The following is a 19,406-nucleotide window of genomic DNA, read 5'->3' as shown; positions in this document are numbered from 1 at the left end:
AACAAAAACAGTATATTTGTATAACAAAGTTTAATCAAACTAATAAACTATGTCAAAATTTGGAGAACTTATCAGTGCTCAAGTACCCGTTTTAATCGATTTTTATACCGATTGGAATGAGTCATCACAATCCATGCATCCTGTAATTAAAGATGTGGCGGCAGCGCTTGGTGACAAGGCAAAAGTGATAAAAATTGATGTTGATAAAAATCAAGAATTAGCAGAAGCACTTCGTATAAAAGGATTGCCTACTTTAATGATTTATAAAGAAGGGCAAATGAAATGGCGTCAATCTGGAGAGTTAGATGCCAATACGATTATTAATCTGGTACAAGAACAATTATAATTACAACGTTTCAAAGGTAAACCCTTTGCGTTTATAATATTCAATAGCCTTTGGTAAAGCATGTTTCATGTTTTCGAAGGCTTTTTTGCTGTCGTGAAATACGATGATACTTCCACTTTCCACTTTTTTTGTAGCATTTTCAAAGCATTTTTCAGGTGAAATACTAGCGTCAAAATCTGCAGTTAAGATATCCCACATGATTATTTTAAAGCCTAGATCTCTGATTTTTTTAGATTGCGAAGGTTTAATTTTTCCATAAGGCGGTCGGAATAATAAGCTCTTTTCAGTATTTAGTTTAGAGATTTCTCCTTCACATTCAGCGGCGTTTTTCAGATAGTTTTCAGTCGAAGTTTTCCAGCCATTTACATGATTGAAAGTATGGTTTCCTATAACATGTCCTTCTTGGAGTAGGTTTTTGAATAGTTCCGGATTTTGTTCAATGTTCTTTCCTATGCAAAAAAACGTGGCTTTGATTTCGTTTTGTTTTAATAGGTCTAAAACCCATTCGGTAATTTCGGGTGTGGGACCATCATCAAAGGTGAGGTAAATGTTGTTTTTAGAATTCGGAATCGACCATACCTGATTACTAAATAACCATTTGATGAATCTATTTGTCTTTACCCAGTAAAACATCTTTAAACAAAAAATTAGAAGTACAAAATACGAAATGAATTTGTCATAAATGAAATACGATACTAAAATTTGAAATCTTAGTATCGTACTCCGTTTTTTTTGTTTTGCACTTTTATTTATTCCATTTCTACATCAAAAAACTCAAAACGTTTATTAATGTTGTTGAATGCTCCTTTTTCTTGATTATGGAATTCAGTGTCTTTGTACAGACGCATAATCTCCAATAGACCTTTATAACGCATTAAATTAGTATAAATGTCGCTAGCGAAAAACTGACGTTGTTCCGATGGTGGCAATTCGCTGAAATAGCGTAACTCATCTTGGTATTTTACTGTCAATTGTTTTAACAATTTACGTGCTTTTTCTTTTTCGCCTAATTTGTAATAACCTTCTGCAAATGGATCAATCAAACTATAGAAGCCATAATATTCTAATGGCATTTTGGTTAAGGCCAATTCAATTATTTTTCTGGCTTTATCAGTTTTACCTTCGTTAATCAAATTGGTCATCAAACGCGCCATATTGGTTCGGTAGGAAATACAATTTTTACGAGTTTGTGGATCGTGGTAAATGTCTGAACGATCGCCGTTACCCCATTTCAATTTAGAAATGATTTCATACATTTTATCGGTATCCATGCGTCCCATTTCGAAACCATACGCATCTTTTGGTAGCGGTGTTTTAATAGGAACCAATTTGAAAATCATTCCATCTAATTGCAGGAATTCTTTCATCCAAACGTAATCATCGTCTCCGAAGGCACCTGGTGAAAAATAGATAGGACGTTTCCAATTGTTATTTCGGATGATGTCTAACATCATTAATCGGTTTTTGTATATCGCATCACCTTTGATGTCTACGTCAATATAAGGAACAATAGAGTCGTTAAGTTTTGGATTGACTACTTTGTTCGCAATAACTGCATTTTTATCTACTGGAATTCTGACTTTATTCGTTGGATAAAACTGAACGCTTTGACCATTTTTTAATTCAATCAACGTTCTTGGGTCATCACTAGAAACAAAATTCATGAACTCATTGATGTCTAAACGTTCGTCTGTTCTTTGGTCATGAACCAAATAATCGCGTTTTCCGTCAACATAATCATGATGCGTAAATGAAATAGGAACAGGATCAGAATCATACGCTTTGGCCTTCATCGAATCGATGTACCAATCGGTCATTAATAAACTCGTATTGACAATACGAACATCTGTTCTGTATTCTTCTACTTCTTGCACATACCATAATGGGAAAGTATCATTGTCACCAATGGTAAATAAAATAGCATTCTTGTCGCAAGAATCTAAATAGGCTTTGGCATCGGTTACAGCTGTGTGTTTGTTTGAGCGATCATGATCGTCCCAATTTTGAGACGCCATTAATACTGGAGCCGCTAACATACATACTCCAATTGCGATTGGAGTCGCCACTTTAGGTTGAATGAATTTTTTGATGAAATCGTAAATAGCATAAGCCCCAATTCCAATCCAAATTGCAAAAACATAAAAGGAGCCCACTAAGGCGTAGTCACGTTCTCTTACTTCAAATGGACGCTCGTTTAGATATACTTTCAAGGCTAATCCAGTGAATAGGAACAAGGCTAATAGTACATAAAAACTTTTTAAATCGCGTCTGGCATGGAAGATGAATCCAATTAATCCAATGATGAATGGAAGGAAGAAATAGGTGTTTCGACCTTTGTTGTTTTTCCAATCGGCCGGTAAGTTTTCTTGTTTGCTTAAACGCACGTTGTCAATAAAAGAAATACCACTAAGCCAGTTTCCATCTTTTAAGTCGTATTCTCCTTGGTTGTCGTTTTGTCTTCCCACAAAATTCCACATCAAATACCTCCAATACATGTACCCAAACTGATATTCAAACATAAACGACAAATTGTCGGCCATGGAAGGTTTTTCAATATCTAAATAATCACCATAATTTCTTAAAAATTTATCGTAATCTTCGAAATCTAATTTACCAGAATTATAAGCAGCTCTAAATTCGGAAACCACCTGTAATAATTCTTGCTCTTCGTTGTATTCTTCTTTAACCGAAAATTCTAACGGTGAAGTAAACTTCATGTAATTCACATTGTGTTCATTACTCCACAAACGAGGTAATAATGCTTTGTGATTGTCATCGGTGTTCTGAACCGCGTTTTTATAATTGTTTACAATCACATATTTCCCTGTTTTGTAATCGCGTTCGTAGTTTGGTTTTTCGTCTAAATATGGATTGTTTTCGTCTAAACCAGAATACGTATCGGTATACTGCGGGCCATAAAATAATTTTTGTTCCCCGTATTGTTCACGATTGTAGTAGGCTAAAAGCTCACGTGCATCGGAAGGTTTGTTTTCATTAATTGGCGTATTGGCATTGGCACGAATAGGTAACATCATCCAAGTAGAGAATCCAATCAAAATGAACAACACACATAATAAAATAGTATTGTAAAACACTTTTCCTTTTTCACGCGTATATTTTAATCCGAAGTGGAAAAAAGCAATCAATAAAATAACCACGAAAATTGTTCCTGAATTAAAAGGCAATCCGATGCTGTTGACCATAAATACTTCAGTCGCACCAAAGAAAGTCATCGTCCAAGGCAACAGCAATTTGAAGATGAATAACAATATCGAAATCACCACCACATTGGCAATTAAGAACCCTTTTATAGTAACTTTTTGATAGTGTTTGAAATAATATAAAAAACCGATAGATGGAATCGTTAACAAAGCCATGAAGTGTACCCCGAAGGATAATCCAACGACCAAAGCGATGATTAATAACCATTTGTTACCACGTGATGTGTCCATTTCTTGTTCCCAACGCAGTCCCAACCAAAATAACAAAGCAATAAATAAAGTCGCCATCGCATACACTTCGGCTTCTACGGCATTGAACCAAAAACTATCAGAAAAAGTAAAGGCCATAGCGCCAACAAATGAACCCCCTAAAATAGTAATCAAATTGTTTTGGTTTAACTCGCTAAAGTTGCTTACAATTTTACGCAATACTATTGTCGAAGACCAGAAAAGGAATAAAATCGTGAACGCACTGGAGAATACCGACATCATATTTACCATCAACGCAATGTTTTCTTTCCCGATCGCAAACATCGAGAAGAAGGCTCCAATCATTTGAAATAAAGGGGCTCCTGGCGGATGTCCTACTTCTAGTTTGGCTGAGGTAGCAATGTATTCGCCACAGTCCCAAAAACTCATAGTAGGTTCAACGGTAAGGGTGTAAACAATAAGAGCGATTAGAAAAGAAACCCATCCTAAAATGGTATTCCACTTATTGAAGTTAAATGACATAGTATTAATTAGTGGTTTGTTATAACAACACAAAGAAACTATTTTTTTATCTAAAGAAAAGGTTAAAAATAAAATTTTCAATTTTTTTTATCAAAAAACTTGCAGAACTAAAAAATCGTAGTAAATTTGCACTCGCATTAAGCAATTAATGCAGGTTTAATGGTCTATGGTGTAATGGTAACACAACTGTTTTTGGTGCAGTCTTTCTAGGTTCGAGTCCTAGTAGACCAACAAAAAAGCTCTCAGAAATGAGAGCTTTTTTTGTTTTAGATTGAAACGCTAAATTATTAGTTTATTTTACAGTTTCACAATTTTGGAAATTCTTGTTAGTCCTTCAGCGGTGGTTACTTTCATTATGTATGTTCCGATTTTAAGTTCCGATAAATCTACTTTTTTATTATTTGCTGAATAATTTTTCGAGAGGATTTCTTTTCCTGTAAAGTCGTGAATTTTTATAACAGCGTCGGTGTTAAGCTTCATTTCAATAACATCATGAAACGGATTTGGATAAATTGAAATTAAATCATTTTCAAACGATTCTAAGCCTAATGCAGCACAACTAAATGTGCCAGTTCCGTTGGTTGGTGCAGAGACATCTATACTTTGTGTAGCTCCAGAAAAATTAGTGATTAAAATAACATAAACTTGATTGCTAATGGCACCTGTAATATCAACAAATTCGGTTGCTGCAGTTGAGAAACCACAATCAATTACATTTCCGCCACCACTGTTTCCATAATTTCCACATGCGGCATTTGCATTTTCTAAAGATGTAAATGGACCATAAACGATATAGTCTATATCTGACGATGCAGTTAAAATGAAATTCAAGTTTCCACTATTTCCGACGGTAAAATGAAACCAGCTTGAATTTGGTGTAGAGAGTAGGCAATCATAATTGTTATCAGGAAATTGAGTTTTTGCATCAATTCCTGTATTGGTAACATTAAAATTAAAGGCATCACAAATTGGCGAAGAATTTGTTGGACAATTTGTAGTGTTAGGTTGCCAATCTGTAACTTTTAGTATATTGCAATTTGTATTGCTTACACATGAATAATCGTCAAGCAGCAACGTACAATACCCGTAAAATTAGCAACCCAAGTAATTTCAGAATAAGGTGCACAAAAATCATCATCAAACGAAATGGAAGTTCCGGTATCTGTTAATAACGTTAATACAGTATCGTCGCCGCTATTAGTATCACAAAGTGAAAATTTATAAGTATGTCCAGTGATTACATTGGAAGTGATGTATTCTCCCGATTTTATACAATTTACAGTTAATGTTGTGCCAATAGTTGGAGAAACGTTTGAGTGAAATGTATTATTGTTAGGACATTGGGCACTAACATTTAATATTGTAAAAATGAATAAAAGTAAAAGTAGTTTTAATTTCATGGAGTGAATTTTTAAGTTATTAGTCAAATGTAGTAAGCTCATTTTTAATCGCATTCACGGTTTTCCGTGAATTTGATAAAACTGCTAAAAGCAAAAACCCCTGAAACAAATCAATTTCAAGGGCTTTTAAAATAAACAAAAAAAAATTACTTTATTGTTTTACAATTTTCATTGTTTTACTTTGATTATTCTCATTGGTAACTTTTAATAAATAAATACCTGCGTTATAATTGCCCATATCTATTTGTGAAATTCCAACTTCTATTTTCTTAGATGTAATTTGTTTTCCAATTAAATCATAAATTTCAATAGTTGCATTTGTATCTATATTTATATTGAAAATGCCTGTTGATGGGTTAGGGTAAACGTTTATTTTATTTGTATAGGAGAAGTCGGAAGTCGATAAAGAACTGCCAATTAATTGCACTTCGGCAAGCTGCAAACTATTTTCAGAAAAACATTGATCTGTAAAAACGATTTTATAATAAGAATATGAGGTTGAATTGGAAAAAGTAAATGTTCTTTCAAAAAATCGATCAGTTATACAAGGGATAGTATTTGATGCAATAGAAGTAAAAGAAGTACCATCGTTAGAACCTAGTACTTCAAAATTCATGGGGTCACGTCCTTCAGAATCGTTTGCTGTTGTAATTCGTATACCATCTGTAATACTTGCACTTCCTGTATTTACTATAAAAGCAAGTCCGTCAGAATAATCAAAATCAAGAAACTTGGTTGCAGTACTTCCATCAATGATTTTGTCAACTTCTTCACCGCTAGGGGAATTGGTAGAACCATCAGAAGTAATAGACATACTTGAGTTAAAAATTGGGGTTTGTGAAAAACAAGTCAAAGAAGTTAGTAATAATAGTAATTTTAGATTCATTTTTAGAGGGTTTAAATTAATTGAAATTTTTTGCAAAAGCAATATGTTTTTATGAATGTGTATTGATGTATGAATTGATTTGTTTAGAATTTCTAAATATTGATACTCAAGTTAAGTGAAAGGCAATTCGCTTTACAGCAATTGCCTTTCCTTACCTATAAATTATCGAAGTATAGATTGAATAATACAAAGGAAATCATGCTATACAGAAGAAACAAAACAATTTCAAGTTTGTACTTTTCTATATACCTCATTATACTTTATTGTTTAATTATTTTCATTGTTTTACTTTGATTATTTTCAGTAGTAACTTTTAATAAATAAATACCTGAGCTATAATTGCCCATATCTAATTGTGAAGTTCCAACTTCTATTTTCTTTGAAGCAATTTGTTTTCCAATTAAATCATAAATTTCAATAGTTGCATTAGTGTCAATATTTATATTGAAAATACCATTTGATGGGTTAGGGTAGATTTTTAAGTTAGATGTGAATATATTATCAGCTACATTCAAAAAATTATCAGCCACCCAGTTTGAAGTTGTTCCGGCTAAATTAAAATTGAATAATCCACCATTATAAGCATTTAATTCGTCTACTAGTTTAGTTTCATTCGGATTGTTACTATTCGCAAGTCCTTGATTAAATTTATAGTAAGAAACTAAATTGCTTTGCGGTAATGATAACTCTATACTTTTATTAGCATCAATTTCAGAAGCAGTTCTAGCAACACTCCAAATTCTTAACTCATCCATTGTCATTGCGCAATGAACATCACCAGTAAAGCCGTTATGCATTGGTGTTTCATTGTTGTATTCGGAGCCAATTGTTGCAATTGTATTTGATAAAGTTGTAGTTGTAGGAGGTGTTCCTGATAAAGTAGTGGCAGCTAAAGAACCATTAATATACAATTTCAAACGATCGACTTCTGGTAAACTACCATCATATACGGCAGCAATATGATTCCACGTATTTAAACTTAAATTCGTATTGGTTGTGATGTAGGAATTGTTGATTAAAAATCCTAATTTTCCATTAGAATCAAAAAATTGAATATGAGCTTGTCTATCAAGATTATTGTTAAAACGTTTTCCAAAAATGGTACTCCATTGCCCAAAACTTTGAAATTTAGCATAAAATTCAATGGTATACTGTGATGTATTGTTCAATTGAGTAATGTTCCCAAGAGAGATAGCATCATTTGTTCCATCAAAATCAAGACCTTTAGCGGTTGGAGCCGATTCAGGAGTAGAAATAACAACTACTACTTCTTTTCTAGCACTGGCTCCACAACCAGGAACTGTTGACTCTACAAAATATCTTGTCCCATGAATAAGTGCAGTGCTATTTGATAATGCAGTGCCTCCGGTATCCGTCAAATACCATTGCAAATTCGTTCCCGTAGCTATAAGATTGGCAACTGTTGCTCCGTTGTTAAAAAATTGCTGGTCCTCGGCTGTTGGAGTACTCAATGCAGCAGGTTCGGTAATGGTTACATTTTGTATTTTAGTACAACCTGTAGCATCGGTAATAGTACAAGTGTACGTTCCAGCCGATAATCCTGAAGCAGTTGTCGAAGTACCTCCGCTTGGCGACCAAGAATAGGTATAACCTGGATTGCCACCACTAACGCTTACTGTTGCCGAACCAGTTGATGCACCATTACAAGACACATTAGTTTGAGAAGTTATACTTGATGAAATTGCAGTTTGTTGTATTATAGTTACATTTTGTGTTTTGTTACAACCAGTAGCATCGGTAATAGTACACGTATATGTTCCCGCCGATAATCCTGTTGCTGTAGCTGAAGTGCCTCCGCTTGGTGACCAAGAATACGTGTAGCTTGGATTTCCACCACTTGCACTAACAGTTGCCGAACCAGTTGAAGCTCCGTTACAAAATACATTCGTTTGAGAACTTATATTTGATGTAATTGCAGTTGCTTGTGTAATAGTAACATTTTGTGTTGTAAAATTACCACAAGAGTTGGTTACTGTACAAGTATAAGTTCCTGCGCTAAGTCCTGTAGCTGTAGCAGCAGTTCCTCCGCTTGGTGACCAAGAGTAAGTAAATCCACTTCCTCCAGACGCGTTTATTGTTGCTGATCCATTACTTCCTCCATTACAGCTTACATTTGTTTGAGATGATATGTTTGTACTAACAGGCGAGCATGTTTCAGCTAATCGAAATAAATCAAACGCAAATTCCTCATTGAGTGAATTGGAATGTATGGTTAGCCTTAAATCTAAAAATGAACCTGTACCTGCTATATTTGCTGAGAATTGTGTAAATGTATTTGTTAGTGCAGGTCCTTCTCCTTGTGCCAATTCATCTCCTGTAGTTTCTAAAGCTAAGGCAGCAGTACCAATATTAGGTGTGTTCGGAAAGAATCTAAGCAAATCAACCCACGTACCTCCATCTATACTATATTGTACGATGACATAATCTATTGGGGATACACCCGGAAAATGATCCCAACTCGCAGTATATGCAGTGGCAAATAGCCCGCTAAAACCCATACCAGTTTTACCGTTAATTGGTATTCCACTCCATGTTACGCTTTGATCTTCACTTTGAGTTGCAAAATTATCAACATCTTCCATAGCCCAAATATAAGTGCCTTGTTTTCCTATATAGGAATTAGCTATACTTATATCTACAGCCTGTACTCCGATAGTTCGCTGATGATATCTGGTATTAGGTGGTCCACCCGTAGCAAAAGCACCAGGAGCTACACGACTTATACTACCAATGTTTGAAGCGGATGGGTTTTCTAAATTATCCTCAAAAAAAATTGTTTGCGCGTTTGTGACAAAAGTTAGTAGAAACAGTAAAAAAGTAATTGTGTTTTTCATTTGCTTATTTTTTTAAAAAAAATTATAAGACAAAATTAAACACACAGGAATTAATAGTGTTCACGGTTTTCCGTGAATTTCGAATTATTTATATTTGAAATGTTATTATTTTAAATACCCTAATTTACCTGCTTCCATGATCATACCTGCAACATTTTTCACATTTAGTTTTTGAAAAATACGCTTTCTATGACTTTCAATAGTATTAACAGAAAGGAATAATTGTTCTGATATTTGTTGAGAAGTAAACTCGTTTCCAATCATATTTACAATTTCTATTTCTCTTTCAGAAAGTATCGCTGTTTTGTTAATTAAATATTCGGAAGTTAAAAAAGTGTAATTTTTAGATACATATGTTTTATCATTAGCAACTGTCAAGACCGCTTCTTTTAAATCGTTAATATCTTGCTTTTTGTTTACAAATCCCTTAATACCAATACTTAAAAGATTTTCGACTAAAATCGAGCTAGATAGGCTAGAATGAGCAATGATTTTGGAATCTGGATAGTCCTTTAAAATAGTTTCAAAGATTTCTAGACCTAAAACATCATCTGCAACAATATCTAAAATTAAAATTTCAGGTTGTACAGATTTTAGTTTCGTAAATAAATCTCGTTTTGAGTTAGCTTCCCATTCAATAATGAAATCTTTATTTGAAAACTTTGACCGAATGGCTTCTATAACTAAGGGGTGGTCATCAAAGATACCGATGCTGATTTTTTTCATTATTTTTTTTACAAATAAAAATAATTTTAAAGGTTATCTGTTAACGGATTTCCGTTAATTTTAAAATAAACTATTGTTCCTTCGTTTTCAATACTTTCTATCCAAATGGTACCGTTGTTTTGTTTTATAATTTCATGTACAAAATTTAAACCTAAGCCAAAACCAATTTCATTATTGGTTCCAACAGTTGCTTCTGTTTGTGTGTGAAATATTTTTTGGAGTTGGTTTTTTGGTATTCCAGTTCCAAAATCTTGTACAGAATAAGTGTTTGTATTTTTATTAAAACTTACAATAATGTCATTGTCTTTGAAACTAAATTTTAAAGCATTGCTAATTAAGTTTCGGAAGATTATTAGTAAAACATCTTGACTAATGCTTATGGAATTATCTTTAGGTATTTCGTTAATTAGTGAGATGTTTTTTTCTTCAAAAATATAATTCAGTTGCTTATTAATGGCTTCACAGGCTTCGTAAGTATTTGCTTCTTGAGATGTATTTACAGTTATTCTTAATTCGTTTTTTGCCCAACCTAATAAATTATCCATAATTAAATTAGCTTGAGTTAGATCATTACTTAATTTCTGCTTTTGCAAAGTATATTCTGCTTCGGAAACCATTTTTTTGGCATCTAATTTTAATAACAATTCTAGATTTATCATTGGTCCTTTAAAATCATGAGAAATGACACTAAAAATTTTCTGATTTAAGAGATTGAGTCTTTCTAAATCTAATTTCTGTTTCGTTAATAAGTGATTGCTTTCTTTTTCTTTTTTTGATAATTTAATGACATAGAATAACAGCAATCCTAATATGAATATCCCAATGATGGTTGCTAAAATTATTAGTCTCTGTGTTTTATTTTCTTTTTCTTTTTGAATGTTAGTCTTTTTGAGGGATATGTTTTGCGCTTCTTTAAGTTTTGTTTTAAATATTGTTTCTAAAGAATCTACTTTTTTATTTCGTACTCTGATCTCATCGGTTTTGTATAATTCATCTACTTTGTTAAAAATGGCATTGGCTTCTTCATATTTACCATTTTCGGTTAAAATTTCTCGAAGCGCTTTCAAAGAATTGATGCGAGCATTATTGTCGTTACACGAATCGCATATTTTTAAACTTTGATCTATAGTTTTTTTTGCTTTGTAAAAATTGTTTATTCTACTATAAACTTTTGCTCTCTTTAAATATATTTCAGGCAGTTTACATGGCATTTCTTTTTTTGCTTTTTTTTCTGCTAAATCATAATTATGAAGACTTTTGTCGTATTCTAATTTTAAAAAATTATAATATCCTGTAATAGTGTATAAATTAATATAGGAGTTAGGGTCTTTTAATACAACGGGTTCGTTTATAATTGATTGTGCGTAAAAATGGGCTTTTTCATAGTTTTTTTCAGTAAAATAAGCATCAGAAAGATTGCATTTACATATTTTTCCATTTCGAATAGATTTCTCTGAACCAGTACTAAAACTTAATGATTTTTCATAGGATATAATAGCCTCTTTTGTTCTTGCGATACTATTTAGAAAAACACCTTGATTAAAATATCCCATCTGACTTTCGTATGGGGTTAAATCATCATTGGCTAAAAATATTCTCAAATAAAAACTAACACTATCATGTTGTTGTATTTTGATGTTGTCTATAAAATGCCTGTTAAATACTCTTAAGCGCTGTGTGAATTCTTGTGAAAGTATAGTATTCGTTGCAAATAAAAAAAATACTAAAAGGGCTTTTTTTATCATTTTATGATTGGTTTACAGAGGTCAAAAATACTTTAAAAATTGCTAAAAAGCGGGATTGATAAAAAAGTAATATCAATTTAAGAAACCGAAAATAAACAATTAATGCTCAAAAAAAAGAATGAGGTAAATTCTTAACTCTTTTTTGTTTTAGGTTGGTTTATAGCTATTTATAAAAAAAGGTTCTCAGTGAGAACCTTTTTTATTATTTGTTTTTTGCCATAAATTCTTCTGCTTTTTCTACCATATTCTGGCTTCCACAAAAGAAAGGAACACGTTGGTGTAATTCAGTAGGTTGGATTTCCATAATTCGGTTGTATCCATCCGATGCTTTTCCGCCTGCTTGTTCGGCTATAAATGCCATCGGGTTGCATTCGTATAACAAACGTAGTTTTCCTTTGGGTGCTTTGGAACTCGTAGGGTAAATATAAATCCCCCCTTTAATCATGTTTCTGTGAAAATCAGAAACCAAACTTCCAATATAACGTGACGTATACGGACGATCGCCTTCTTCGGTTTGACAGTATTTTAAATAATCTTTCACCCCTTGTGGGAAATGCACATAATTTCCTTCATTGATCGAATAGATGTTTCCGTCTTTCGTGTATTGCATGTTTGGGTGCGATAAATAGAACGTACCGATGGCTGGATTCAACGTAAATCCGTTTACACCATGCCCTGTCGTATACACTAACATCGTAGAGGTACCATAAATCACATATCCTGCGGCTACTTGGTTGACACCTGGTTGTAAGAAATCTTCCAAAGTTACTGGAGTTCCAACAGGAGTAACTCTTCTGAATACTGAAAAAATAGTTCCAACCGAAACATTAACGTCAATGTTAGACGATCCATCCAAAGGATCCATCAACACCACATATTTATTGTTGTGACTATTGTCGGAACCAGCTACAGTAATAAAGTCGTCGTTTTCTTCTGAAGCAATTCCGCAAACAATTTCACGGTTGATTAACGTTTGAATAAAGACTTCATTGGCGTATACATCCAATTTTTGTTGGTCTTCTCCTTGTATGTTTTGGTCGCCAGCTGCTCCTACAATATCTACTAGTCCAGCTTTGTTTACTTTGTAGTTTACGACTTTTGCAGCCAGTCGAATCGAGTTGATAATTCTTGATAATTCCCCTGACGAATATTGAAAATCACTTTGTTTTTCAATGATAAATTCCCCTAAGGTTTTGTTGCGTTCTTCCATTTTCGAAATCAATGTAGTTATGTGCTACAAAGATTATCATTTTATTTTGAAAAATGAACAGATTAACGAGTAGAGTTTTGTCTTTTGAAAAGTATTTTTAACAAAAATGACAAATTTGTTTATTTTTAAAAATCGGAGAAAAATCATTCAAACTTATTTTATCTTTGTTAGTAATAAATTGCTTATCATGAAAAAAATATTAATTGCTATTGTTGTTGTCGCTTTTAGTGGAATTTCTGAATTGAATGCACAAATTAATTTGGGTGAAAAAGCCTTGGGAGCACTTCAAAAAGGAGTGACTGGTTTTATGTTTAGTGATGAAGATGCGGCTAATTTGTCGAAAGAAGCGGTAGCGAAAATGGATAAAGAAAATCCAGTGGCTGGACCAAAAGATGCCTACACGGTTCGGTTAAATAAACTTTTTGGAAAGCATAAAAATGAAGGTGGGCTTAACTTAAATTACAAAGTGTACAAAGTAAAAGATGTGAATGCTTTTGCAACAGCCGATGGTAGTGTACGAGTTTTTTCAGGGCTAATGGATATCATGGATGACAATGAACTTTTGGCGGTAATTGGTCACGAAGTGGGTCATGTGGTGAATCACGATTCTAGAGATGCGATTAAAGCGGCCTATAAAAAAGAAGCGTTGTTGGATGCAGTTGGTTCGCAATCGGGTAAAATAGCGGCAATTACTGAGGGTCAAATCGGGAATATCGGAAAAGCATTATTGAATAATAGTCACAGTAGACAACAAGAGTCGGAAGCTGATTTGTATTCGTATGAATTCATGAAGCGTAATAAATACAATGTGAATGCCGTAGAATCGGCGTTTTCAATTCTAGCAAAACAAAGCGAAGGAACCCAATCGAATTTTATTACTAAAATGATGAGTTCACACCCGGAGCCAAAAGAGCGAGCGCAGTTAGCAAAAGAAAGAGCTGTAGCAGATGGTTTGTACAAACCGTATGTTAAAGCCGTTAAGAAGACTACAGTTAAAAAGAAAAAATAATCGAATAATGATTATACGAAAAGGAACGGCAAACGATATGAAATCGGTGCTAGATTTGATTATTGAACTCGCCATATACGAAAAAGAACCTCAGGCCGTTGTGGTTACAGAAACCGATTTAATCCGTGACGGTTTTGGAGAACATCCATTGTTTCACACCTTTGTGGCCGAAGTTTCAGGTGAAATTATAGGAATGGCGTTGTATTATTATCGTTATTCGACCTGGAAAGGAAAAACAATTCACCTTGAAGACTTAATTGTGAATGAAAAAAGTCGCGGAACAGGTGCTGGTTTTGCCCTCTATAAAGAAATCATCAATCAAGGGAAAAAGGATCAGGTGCGTAGGATTGAATGGAATGTTTTGGATTGGAATACACCCGCTATCGATTTTTATGAAAAATCAGGTGCAAAAGTATTATCCGATTGGCGCGTAGCCCATATGGACGAACAAGGAATACATGAGTTTTTAAATAAATTATAAATGACAGTTTTAGCTTCCGATTGCTATATCTGAAGTCTAAATTCTGAAATCTAATATCAGAAAATGAGAATTTTTAAATTTGGTGGTGCATCTGTAAAAGACGCCGATGGAGTAAAAAATGTTTTTGACGTTTTACAAAAAGTGGGATATGAAGAAGTGTTGTTAATTGTTTCGGCAATGGGAAAAACAACCAATGCGCTCGAAGTGGTAATCAAAAATTACTTTGAAAAATCTCCCGATTTAAATGCTTCCATTCAAGAAGTAAAAAAATACCACAACCAAATTTTATTGGATTTATTCGAAGACGAAAACCATGATGTTTTTTATGATGTAAACGAACATTTTGCCGATTTCGAATATTTTATTAGAAGTAATAAATCACCCAATTATAACTTCGTATACGATCAAATTGTAAGTTATGGAGAGATTTTCTCGACGACTATTTTATCGCATTACATGAATTACCGAGGCATTCAATCGCAATGGATTGATGTTCGCAATTATATCAAAACAGATAATACGTACCGTGATGCCAATGTTAATTGGGAAATCACACAAAAAGCGATTGCTAAAATTGGTAAGAAAAAACAATTGTTTGTCACACAAGGTTTCGTGGGTTCCGATGAAAATGGATTTACCACTACTTTAGGTCGTGAGGGTTCCGATTATACAGCAGCTATTTTTGCCTATTGCTTAAATGCTGAAAGTGTTACCATTTGGAAAGATGTTCCTGGAGTCATGAATGCAGATCCGCGTTATTTTGAAAATGCGACTTTATTAAATCAAATTTCGTATCGTGAAGCGATTGAGTTAGCCTTCTATGGCGCGAGTGTCATTCACCCAAAAACGCTTCAACCCTTACAGAAAAAGGAAATTCCATTGTATGTAAAATCGTTTATCAATCCGCTTTTAGCAGGAACAAGTGTTGCTAAGGGAGAAGATTTAGAACCAAAACTACCTTGCTTTATTGTTAAGAAAAACCAATTGTTATTGTCGCTGTCTTCAATTGATTTTTCTTTTATCATGGAAGAAAACATCAGTGAGATTTTTGCTTTGTTGCATCAGTTTAAAATTAAGGTGAGTTTAATTCAAAATTCAGCGATTAGTTTTTCGGTTTGTGTAGAAGACAAATTCAACAATTTCCAAGAATTGGTCAAAATATTGTCTAAAAAATTCAAAGTATCGTATAACGAAAATGTATCGCTTTACACCGTGCGACATTTTGACGAAAAAGCCATGAAAATGGTCGAAAAAAATAAAACCGTTTTACTCCGTCAAATGAGTAGAGAAACCTTACAAGTCGTTACCAAAGAGTAGTTTTTAAATTATACACTACATTTGTAATGTAGCCGTTATATTGGTATGATTCAAAGACTATTTTTTTTGTTGGTTATGTTTGGACTTTCTGGGATGTATGCTCAAGAAATTACTTCGCCTTACCATATCAAAAAAATTGTGGTCGACCGTGATTCTATTTCCATTGACAGCGTGAGTATTAATACTAGTTTTTTTAAAGTACTCAATGCGAATCAGGAACCGATTGATACCAGTTTGTATAAAATTGATTATACTAAAAGTATTTTAGTTTTTAAAAATGGATTTAGAAGTCAAGATACAGTAACGGTTCGTTATCTTAAATTTCCTGATTTTTTGACCAAAGAATATACGATTTATGACAAGAGTCGTGTAGTCGAAAACAAACCTTATGGGAGTTTGTACAAAACCTCGCAAGAGACATTTACGAAATACAAACCTTTTGATGGCTTAAACACTTCGGGTAGTATTACTCGTGGAATTACTGTCGGAAATAATCAAAATACTTCGGTAAATTCCAATTTGGATTTACAAATTACAGGGAAATTGTCGGATAAAGTGAGTTTGCGTGCATCTTTGCAGGACAGTAATATTCCGTTGCAAGAAGGCGGCTACTCGCAAAAGTTAGATGAGTTTGACCAAATTTTCATCGAATTGTTCTCCGATAAATGGAGTATTCGCGCCGGCGATTTATTTCTGGAAAACCGGAAATCTCGATTTCTGAATTTTAATAAAAAAGTACAAGGATTAGCCACACAGTTTACCTTTGGAACACCCGAAAACAAGACCGAAGTCTTTGCTTCAGGGGCTTTAGTTCGCGGGCAGTACGCTAAGAGTACTTTTACGGGACAAGAAGGCAATCAAGGACCTTATAAGCTGAAAGGACCTAACGGTGAATTGTACATTTTAGTGATTTCTGGTTCAGAAAGAGTGTATGTTAATGGTGTATTGCTCACACGAGGCGAAAACAACCAATATGTGATCGATTATAATGCGGGTGAAGTCACTTTTACTTCGTTGTATCCCATTACTTCCGAAATGCGAATTTCCATTGAATATCAGTATTCCGAACGAAATTATACGCGTTTTGTAACCTATGCAGGGGCCAATCATGAAAATGAAAAATGGAGCTTGGGAGGTGCGATTTATTCGGAAAATGATGTCAAAAATCAACCAGTGCAACAAAATTTATCACCTGAACAAGCTCAAATTTTAGCCAATGCAGGAGACGATGTCAAGTTAATGAACGCGCAATCAGCAGTACTTGATACTTATTCTGAAAATAAAATCTTATACAAGAAAACTACAATTGGACCAGATGAGGTTTTTGAATATTCGACCGTTGAAACCGATGTTTTGTATAATGTAAAATTCAGTTTCGTAGGGAATAATCAAGGGAATTACAAGTTAAAAACGTCTATTACCAATGGAAGGATTTTTGAATACATCGCTCCAATTGCAGGGATTCCACAAGGAAATTACGAACCGATTATAAAATTAGTGGCGCCCACAAAACTCCAAGTGGCTTCGTTAATGGGAAAATATAAGCCAAGTGAAAAAACAGCAGTCGATTTTGAATTAGGAGTTAGTAATAACGATAAAAATTTATTTTCAGGAATCAATGATAAGGACAATCAAGGATTGGCGGGAAAATTAAATTTCAATCAGCGTTTGTTTTCTAAAAAATGGAACGTCAATGCGTTTGGAAACTTTCAATTAATTCAGAAAAACTTCAAAGGAATTGAACGTTTATTTACTATCGAATTTGATAGAGATTGGAATTTGAATGCCCCAATTGGAAATCAGAGTTTGATCATCTCAGGTTTACAATTTGAATTGCCTAGCAAATCGAATTGGAAGTATCAGTACGAGAATTTAAAATTTTCTGAGAGCTTTTCAGGGAATAGAAATATTGTTTTGGGATATTATAAGTACAATAATTGGTTGTTTTCTAATGATGGAAGTTATTTGAATACAGATAGTAATCTAGCCACTTCCAAGTTTTTACGAAACACAGCGCAAACTAGATATCATTTTAAGAAAAATTGGGTAGGAGGTAGCTTCCGATTGGAAAACAATCAAGAAACCACTAAAGCAACGAATCAACTGTCTATATTAAGTCAGAAATTCACTGAATATGGGGCTTTTGTTGGTAGAGGGGACTCGACCAAAGTTTTTGTAGAATTGGGTTATTTGCATCGCGTTAACGATAGTTTGCAATTGGGTAAATTGGAACGCGTAAACACTTCGCAGTCCTATTATGTAAAATCGAAATTGATTCAAAATGAGACCAGAGACTTGTCGGTATTTGTCAATTATAGAAATTTAAAGTTCACCGATATTCGGGGAAACGAGCCTTCGTTAAATTCACGCGTGTTGTATAATGATAACTTTTTTAGTCAAAAAATTCAATGGACCACCATGTATGAAAACAATTCAGGAACCATTGCCCAGCAAGAATTCAGTTTTTTGGAAGTAGAACCAGGAAAAGGAATTTTTGCTTGGAATGATTATAATAACAACGGAATTCAAGAATTGCAAGAGTTTGAAATTGCGCCTTTTCCAGATCAAGCCAAGTATGTTAAAATCTTTTTGCCGAATCAAATTTTTATCAAAACACATCAAAATAAATTTTCACAATCGGTTACTTTAAATCCTTCAAGTTGGATGAATAGCACTGGTTTTAGAAAATTTTTATCTTATTTCTACAACCAAAGTTCGTATTTGATTGAGCGAAAAATCAAACGCGATGGGGATAATTTTGACTTGAATCCGTTTGCTTCCAAAGAGCAAAATTTGTTGGGATTGTCATCCAGTATTCGAAATAGTTTGTTTTTTAATCGCGGCAAGCAACAGCATTCGGTAACTTACACTTTTGTGTCGAATAACTTGAAAAACTTACAAGTATCGGACGAATTGCAAAGTAAAAACAATTCGCATCAATTGCAGTACGTGCATTTGTTACAAAAAAGTTGGTTGTTTACACTTACGGAAAATTGGCTAGCTTCCGAAAACAGTTCATTAAACTATGCTTCCAGAAACTTTGAGATTAGTGGGAATAAATTGGAATCAAAAGTGGGTTATTTGTTTTCTAAGAATGCCAGTTGGGATGTTTTCTACATCCTTCAAAATAAAGATAACAAATTAGGGGATTTAGAATCATTGAAACACAATCAATTGGGGACGACATTTAATTTTGCTTCCGAAAAAAAAATAACCATCAACGGAGAATTTTCGTTAATCAATAACCAATTTAGCGGTAATCCGTTTTCTCCAGTTGGATTTCAAATGTTGGAAGGATTGCAAGCAGGCAAGAACACGACCTGGCGTTTGTTGGTTCAAAAAAACTTGACACAATATTTAGATATAAACATCAATTATCAAGGAAGAAAAAGTGAAACGGCTGATACTGTTCACACTGGAAACATTCAATTAAGAGCCTATTTTTAATTCTGGTATGCTTTTTGTAAAAAAATTACTA

At 33.7% G+C, this 19,406-nt stretch carries 14 protein-coding genes and 1 tRNA gene; 6 read left to right on the top strand and 9 right to left on the bottom strand.

Annotated features, from left to right (window positions below; translation table 11 throughout):
• Positions 1-49: 49 nt before the first annotated feature.
• Positions 50-346 (top strand): thioredoxin family protein, encoded by a 297-nt coding sequence (locus EQG63_RS01275; protein WP_129433587.1) that lies wholly within the window; start codon positions 50-52, stop codon positions 344-346.
• Here the strand turns inward: EQG63_RS01275 and EQG63_RS01270 are convergent, their stop codons facing one another.
• Together EQG63_RS01270 and EQG63_RS01265 are read right to left on the bottom strand one after the other, a co-directional pair.
• On the bottom strand, positions 347-979 hold the full coding sequence (locus tag EQG63_RS01270; RefSeq protein WP_129433583.1) for a polysaccharide deacetylase family protein: 633 nt from the start codon (positions 977-979) through the stop codon (positions 347-349).
• A 116-nt stretch (positions 980-1,095) separates the two neighbouring features.
• The gene (locus tag EQG63_RS01265) at positions 1,096-4,299 is read right to left on the bottom strand and encodes a DUF2723 domain-containing protein (RefSeq protein ID WP_129433580.1); all 3,204 of its coding nucleotides are present in this window, start codon (positions 4,297-4,299) and stop codon (positions 1,096-1,098) included.
• Positions 4,300-4,459: 160 nt separating this feature from the next.
• Here EQG63_RS01265 and EQG63_RS01260 point away from each other — a divergent pair.
• Positions 4,460-4,530: transfer RNA gene (locus EQG63_RS01260), tRNA-Gln, on the top strand.
• A gap of 66 nt (positions 4,531-4,596) precedes the next feature.
• Here EQG63_RS01260 and EQG63_RS01255 read toward each other — a convergent pair.
• From EQG63_RS01255 to fbp, 7 genes are all read right to left on the bottom strand, one after another.
• Positions 4,597-5,373, bottom strand: coding sequence for a T9SS type A sorting domain-containing protein (locus EQG63_RS01255; RefSeq protein ID WP_129433577.1), 777 nt, complete (start codon positions 5,371-5,373; stop codon positions 4,597-4,599).
• Positions 5,346-5,741 (bottom strand): hypothetical protein, encoded by a 396-nt coding sequence (locus tag EQG63_RS01250; protein WP_129433573.1) that lies wholly within the window; start codon positions 5,739-5,741, stop codon positions 5,346-5,348. Before EQG63_RS01250 ends, EQG63_RS01255 begins: the two co-directional genes overlap by 28 nt.
• Before the next feature lie 109 nt (positions 5,742-5,850).
• Positions 5,851-6,585, bottom strand: coding sequence for a T9SS type A sorting domain-containing protein (locus tag EQG63_RS01245; RefSeq protein WP_129433570.1), 735 nt, complete (start codon positions 6,583-6,585; stop codon positions 5,851-5,853).
• Between the two features lie 260 nt (positions 6,586-6,845).
• On the bottom strand, positions 6,846-9,440 hold the full coding sequence (locus EQG63_RS01240; protein ID WP_129433566.1) for a LamG-like jellyroll fold domain-containing protein: 2,595 nt from the start codon (positions 9,438-9,440) through the stop codon (positions 6,846-6,848).
• Positions 9,441-9,545: 105 nt separating this feature from the next.
• Complete coding sequence (locus EQG63_RS01235; protein WP_129433563.1) at positions 9,546-10,166, bottom strand: response regulator transcription factor; 621 nt, start codon at positions 10,164-10,166, stop codon at positions 9,546-9,548.
• Between the two features lie 26 nt (positions 10,167-10,192).
• Positions 10,193-11,911 carry a tetratricopeptide repeat-containing sensor histidine kinase gene (locus EQG63_RS01230; protein ID WP_129433560.1) on the bottom strand — a complete coding sequence of 573 codons (1,719 nt, stop codon included), beginning with the start codon at positions 11,909-11,911 and terminating at the stop codon, positions 10,193-10,195.
• 202 nt (positions 11,912-12,113) lie between these two features.
• The gene (fbp, locus tag EQG63_RS01225; protein WP_129433557.1) at positions 12,114-13,121 is read right to left on the bottom strand and encodes a class 1 fructose-bisphosphatase; all 1,008 of its coding nucleotides are present in this window, start codon (positions 13,119-13,121) and stop codon (positions 12,114-12,116) included.
• A gap of 187 nt (positions 13,122-13,308) precedes the next feature.
• Between fbp and EQG63_RS01220 the strand changes: the two genes are divergently transcribed.
• The 4 genes from EQG63_RS01220 to EQG63_RS01205 all read left to right on the top strand — a co-directional run bounded on the left by EQG63_RS01220 (position 13,309) and on the right by EQG63_RS01205 (position 19,375).
• Positions 13,309-14,130, top strand: coding sequence for a M48 family metalloprotease (locus EQG63_RS01220; RefSeq protein ID WP_129433554.1), 822 nt, complete (start codon positions 13,309-13,311; stop codon positions 14,128-14,130).
• Between the two features lie 7 nt (positions 14,131-14,137).
• Positions 14,138-14,611 carry a GNAT family N-acetyltransferase gene (locus tag EQG63_RS01215; protein ID WP_129433551.1) on the top strand — a complete coding sequence of 158 codons (474 nt, stop codon included), beginning with the start codon at positions 14,138-14,140 and terminating at the stop codon, positions 14,609-14,611.
• A 63-nt stretch (positions 14,612-14,674) separates the two neighbouring features.
• Positions 14,675-15,928: an aspartate kinase gene (locus EQG63_RS01210; RefSeq protein WP_129433548.1), complete on the top strand. Its 1,254-nt coding sequence runs from the start codon at positions 14,675-14,677 to the stop codon at positions 15,926-15,928.
• Positions 15,929-15,973: 45 nt separating this feature from the next.
• Positions 15,974-19,375: a hypothetical protein gene (locus tag EQG63_RS01205; RefSeq protein WP_129433545.1), complete on the top strand. Its 3,402-nt coding sequence runs from the start codon at positions 15,974-15,976 to the stop codon at positions 19,373-19,375.
• Positions 19,376-19,406 lie beyond the last annotated feature (31 nt).

Source organism: Flavobacterium amnicola (assembly GCF_004122165.1).
Lineage (GTDB): Bacteria > Bacteroidota > Bacteroidia > Flavobacteriales > Flavobacteriaceae > Flavobacterium > Flavobacterium amnicola.
Note: the sequence above shows the minus strand (reverse complement) of the source record. Positions and strands in the feature narration are given on the sequence as shown.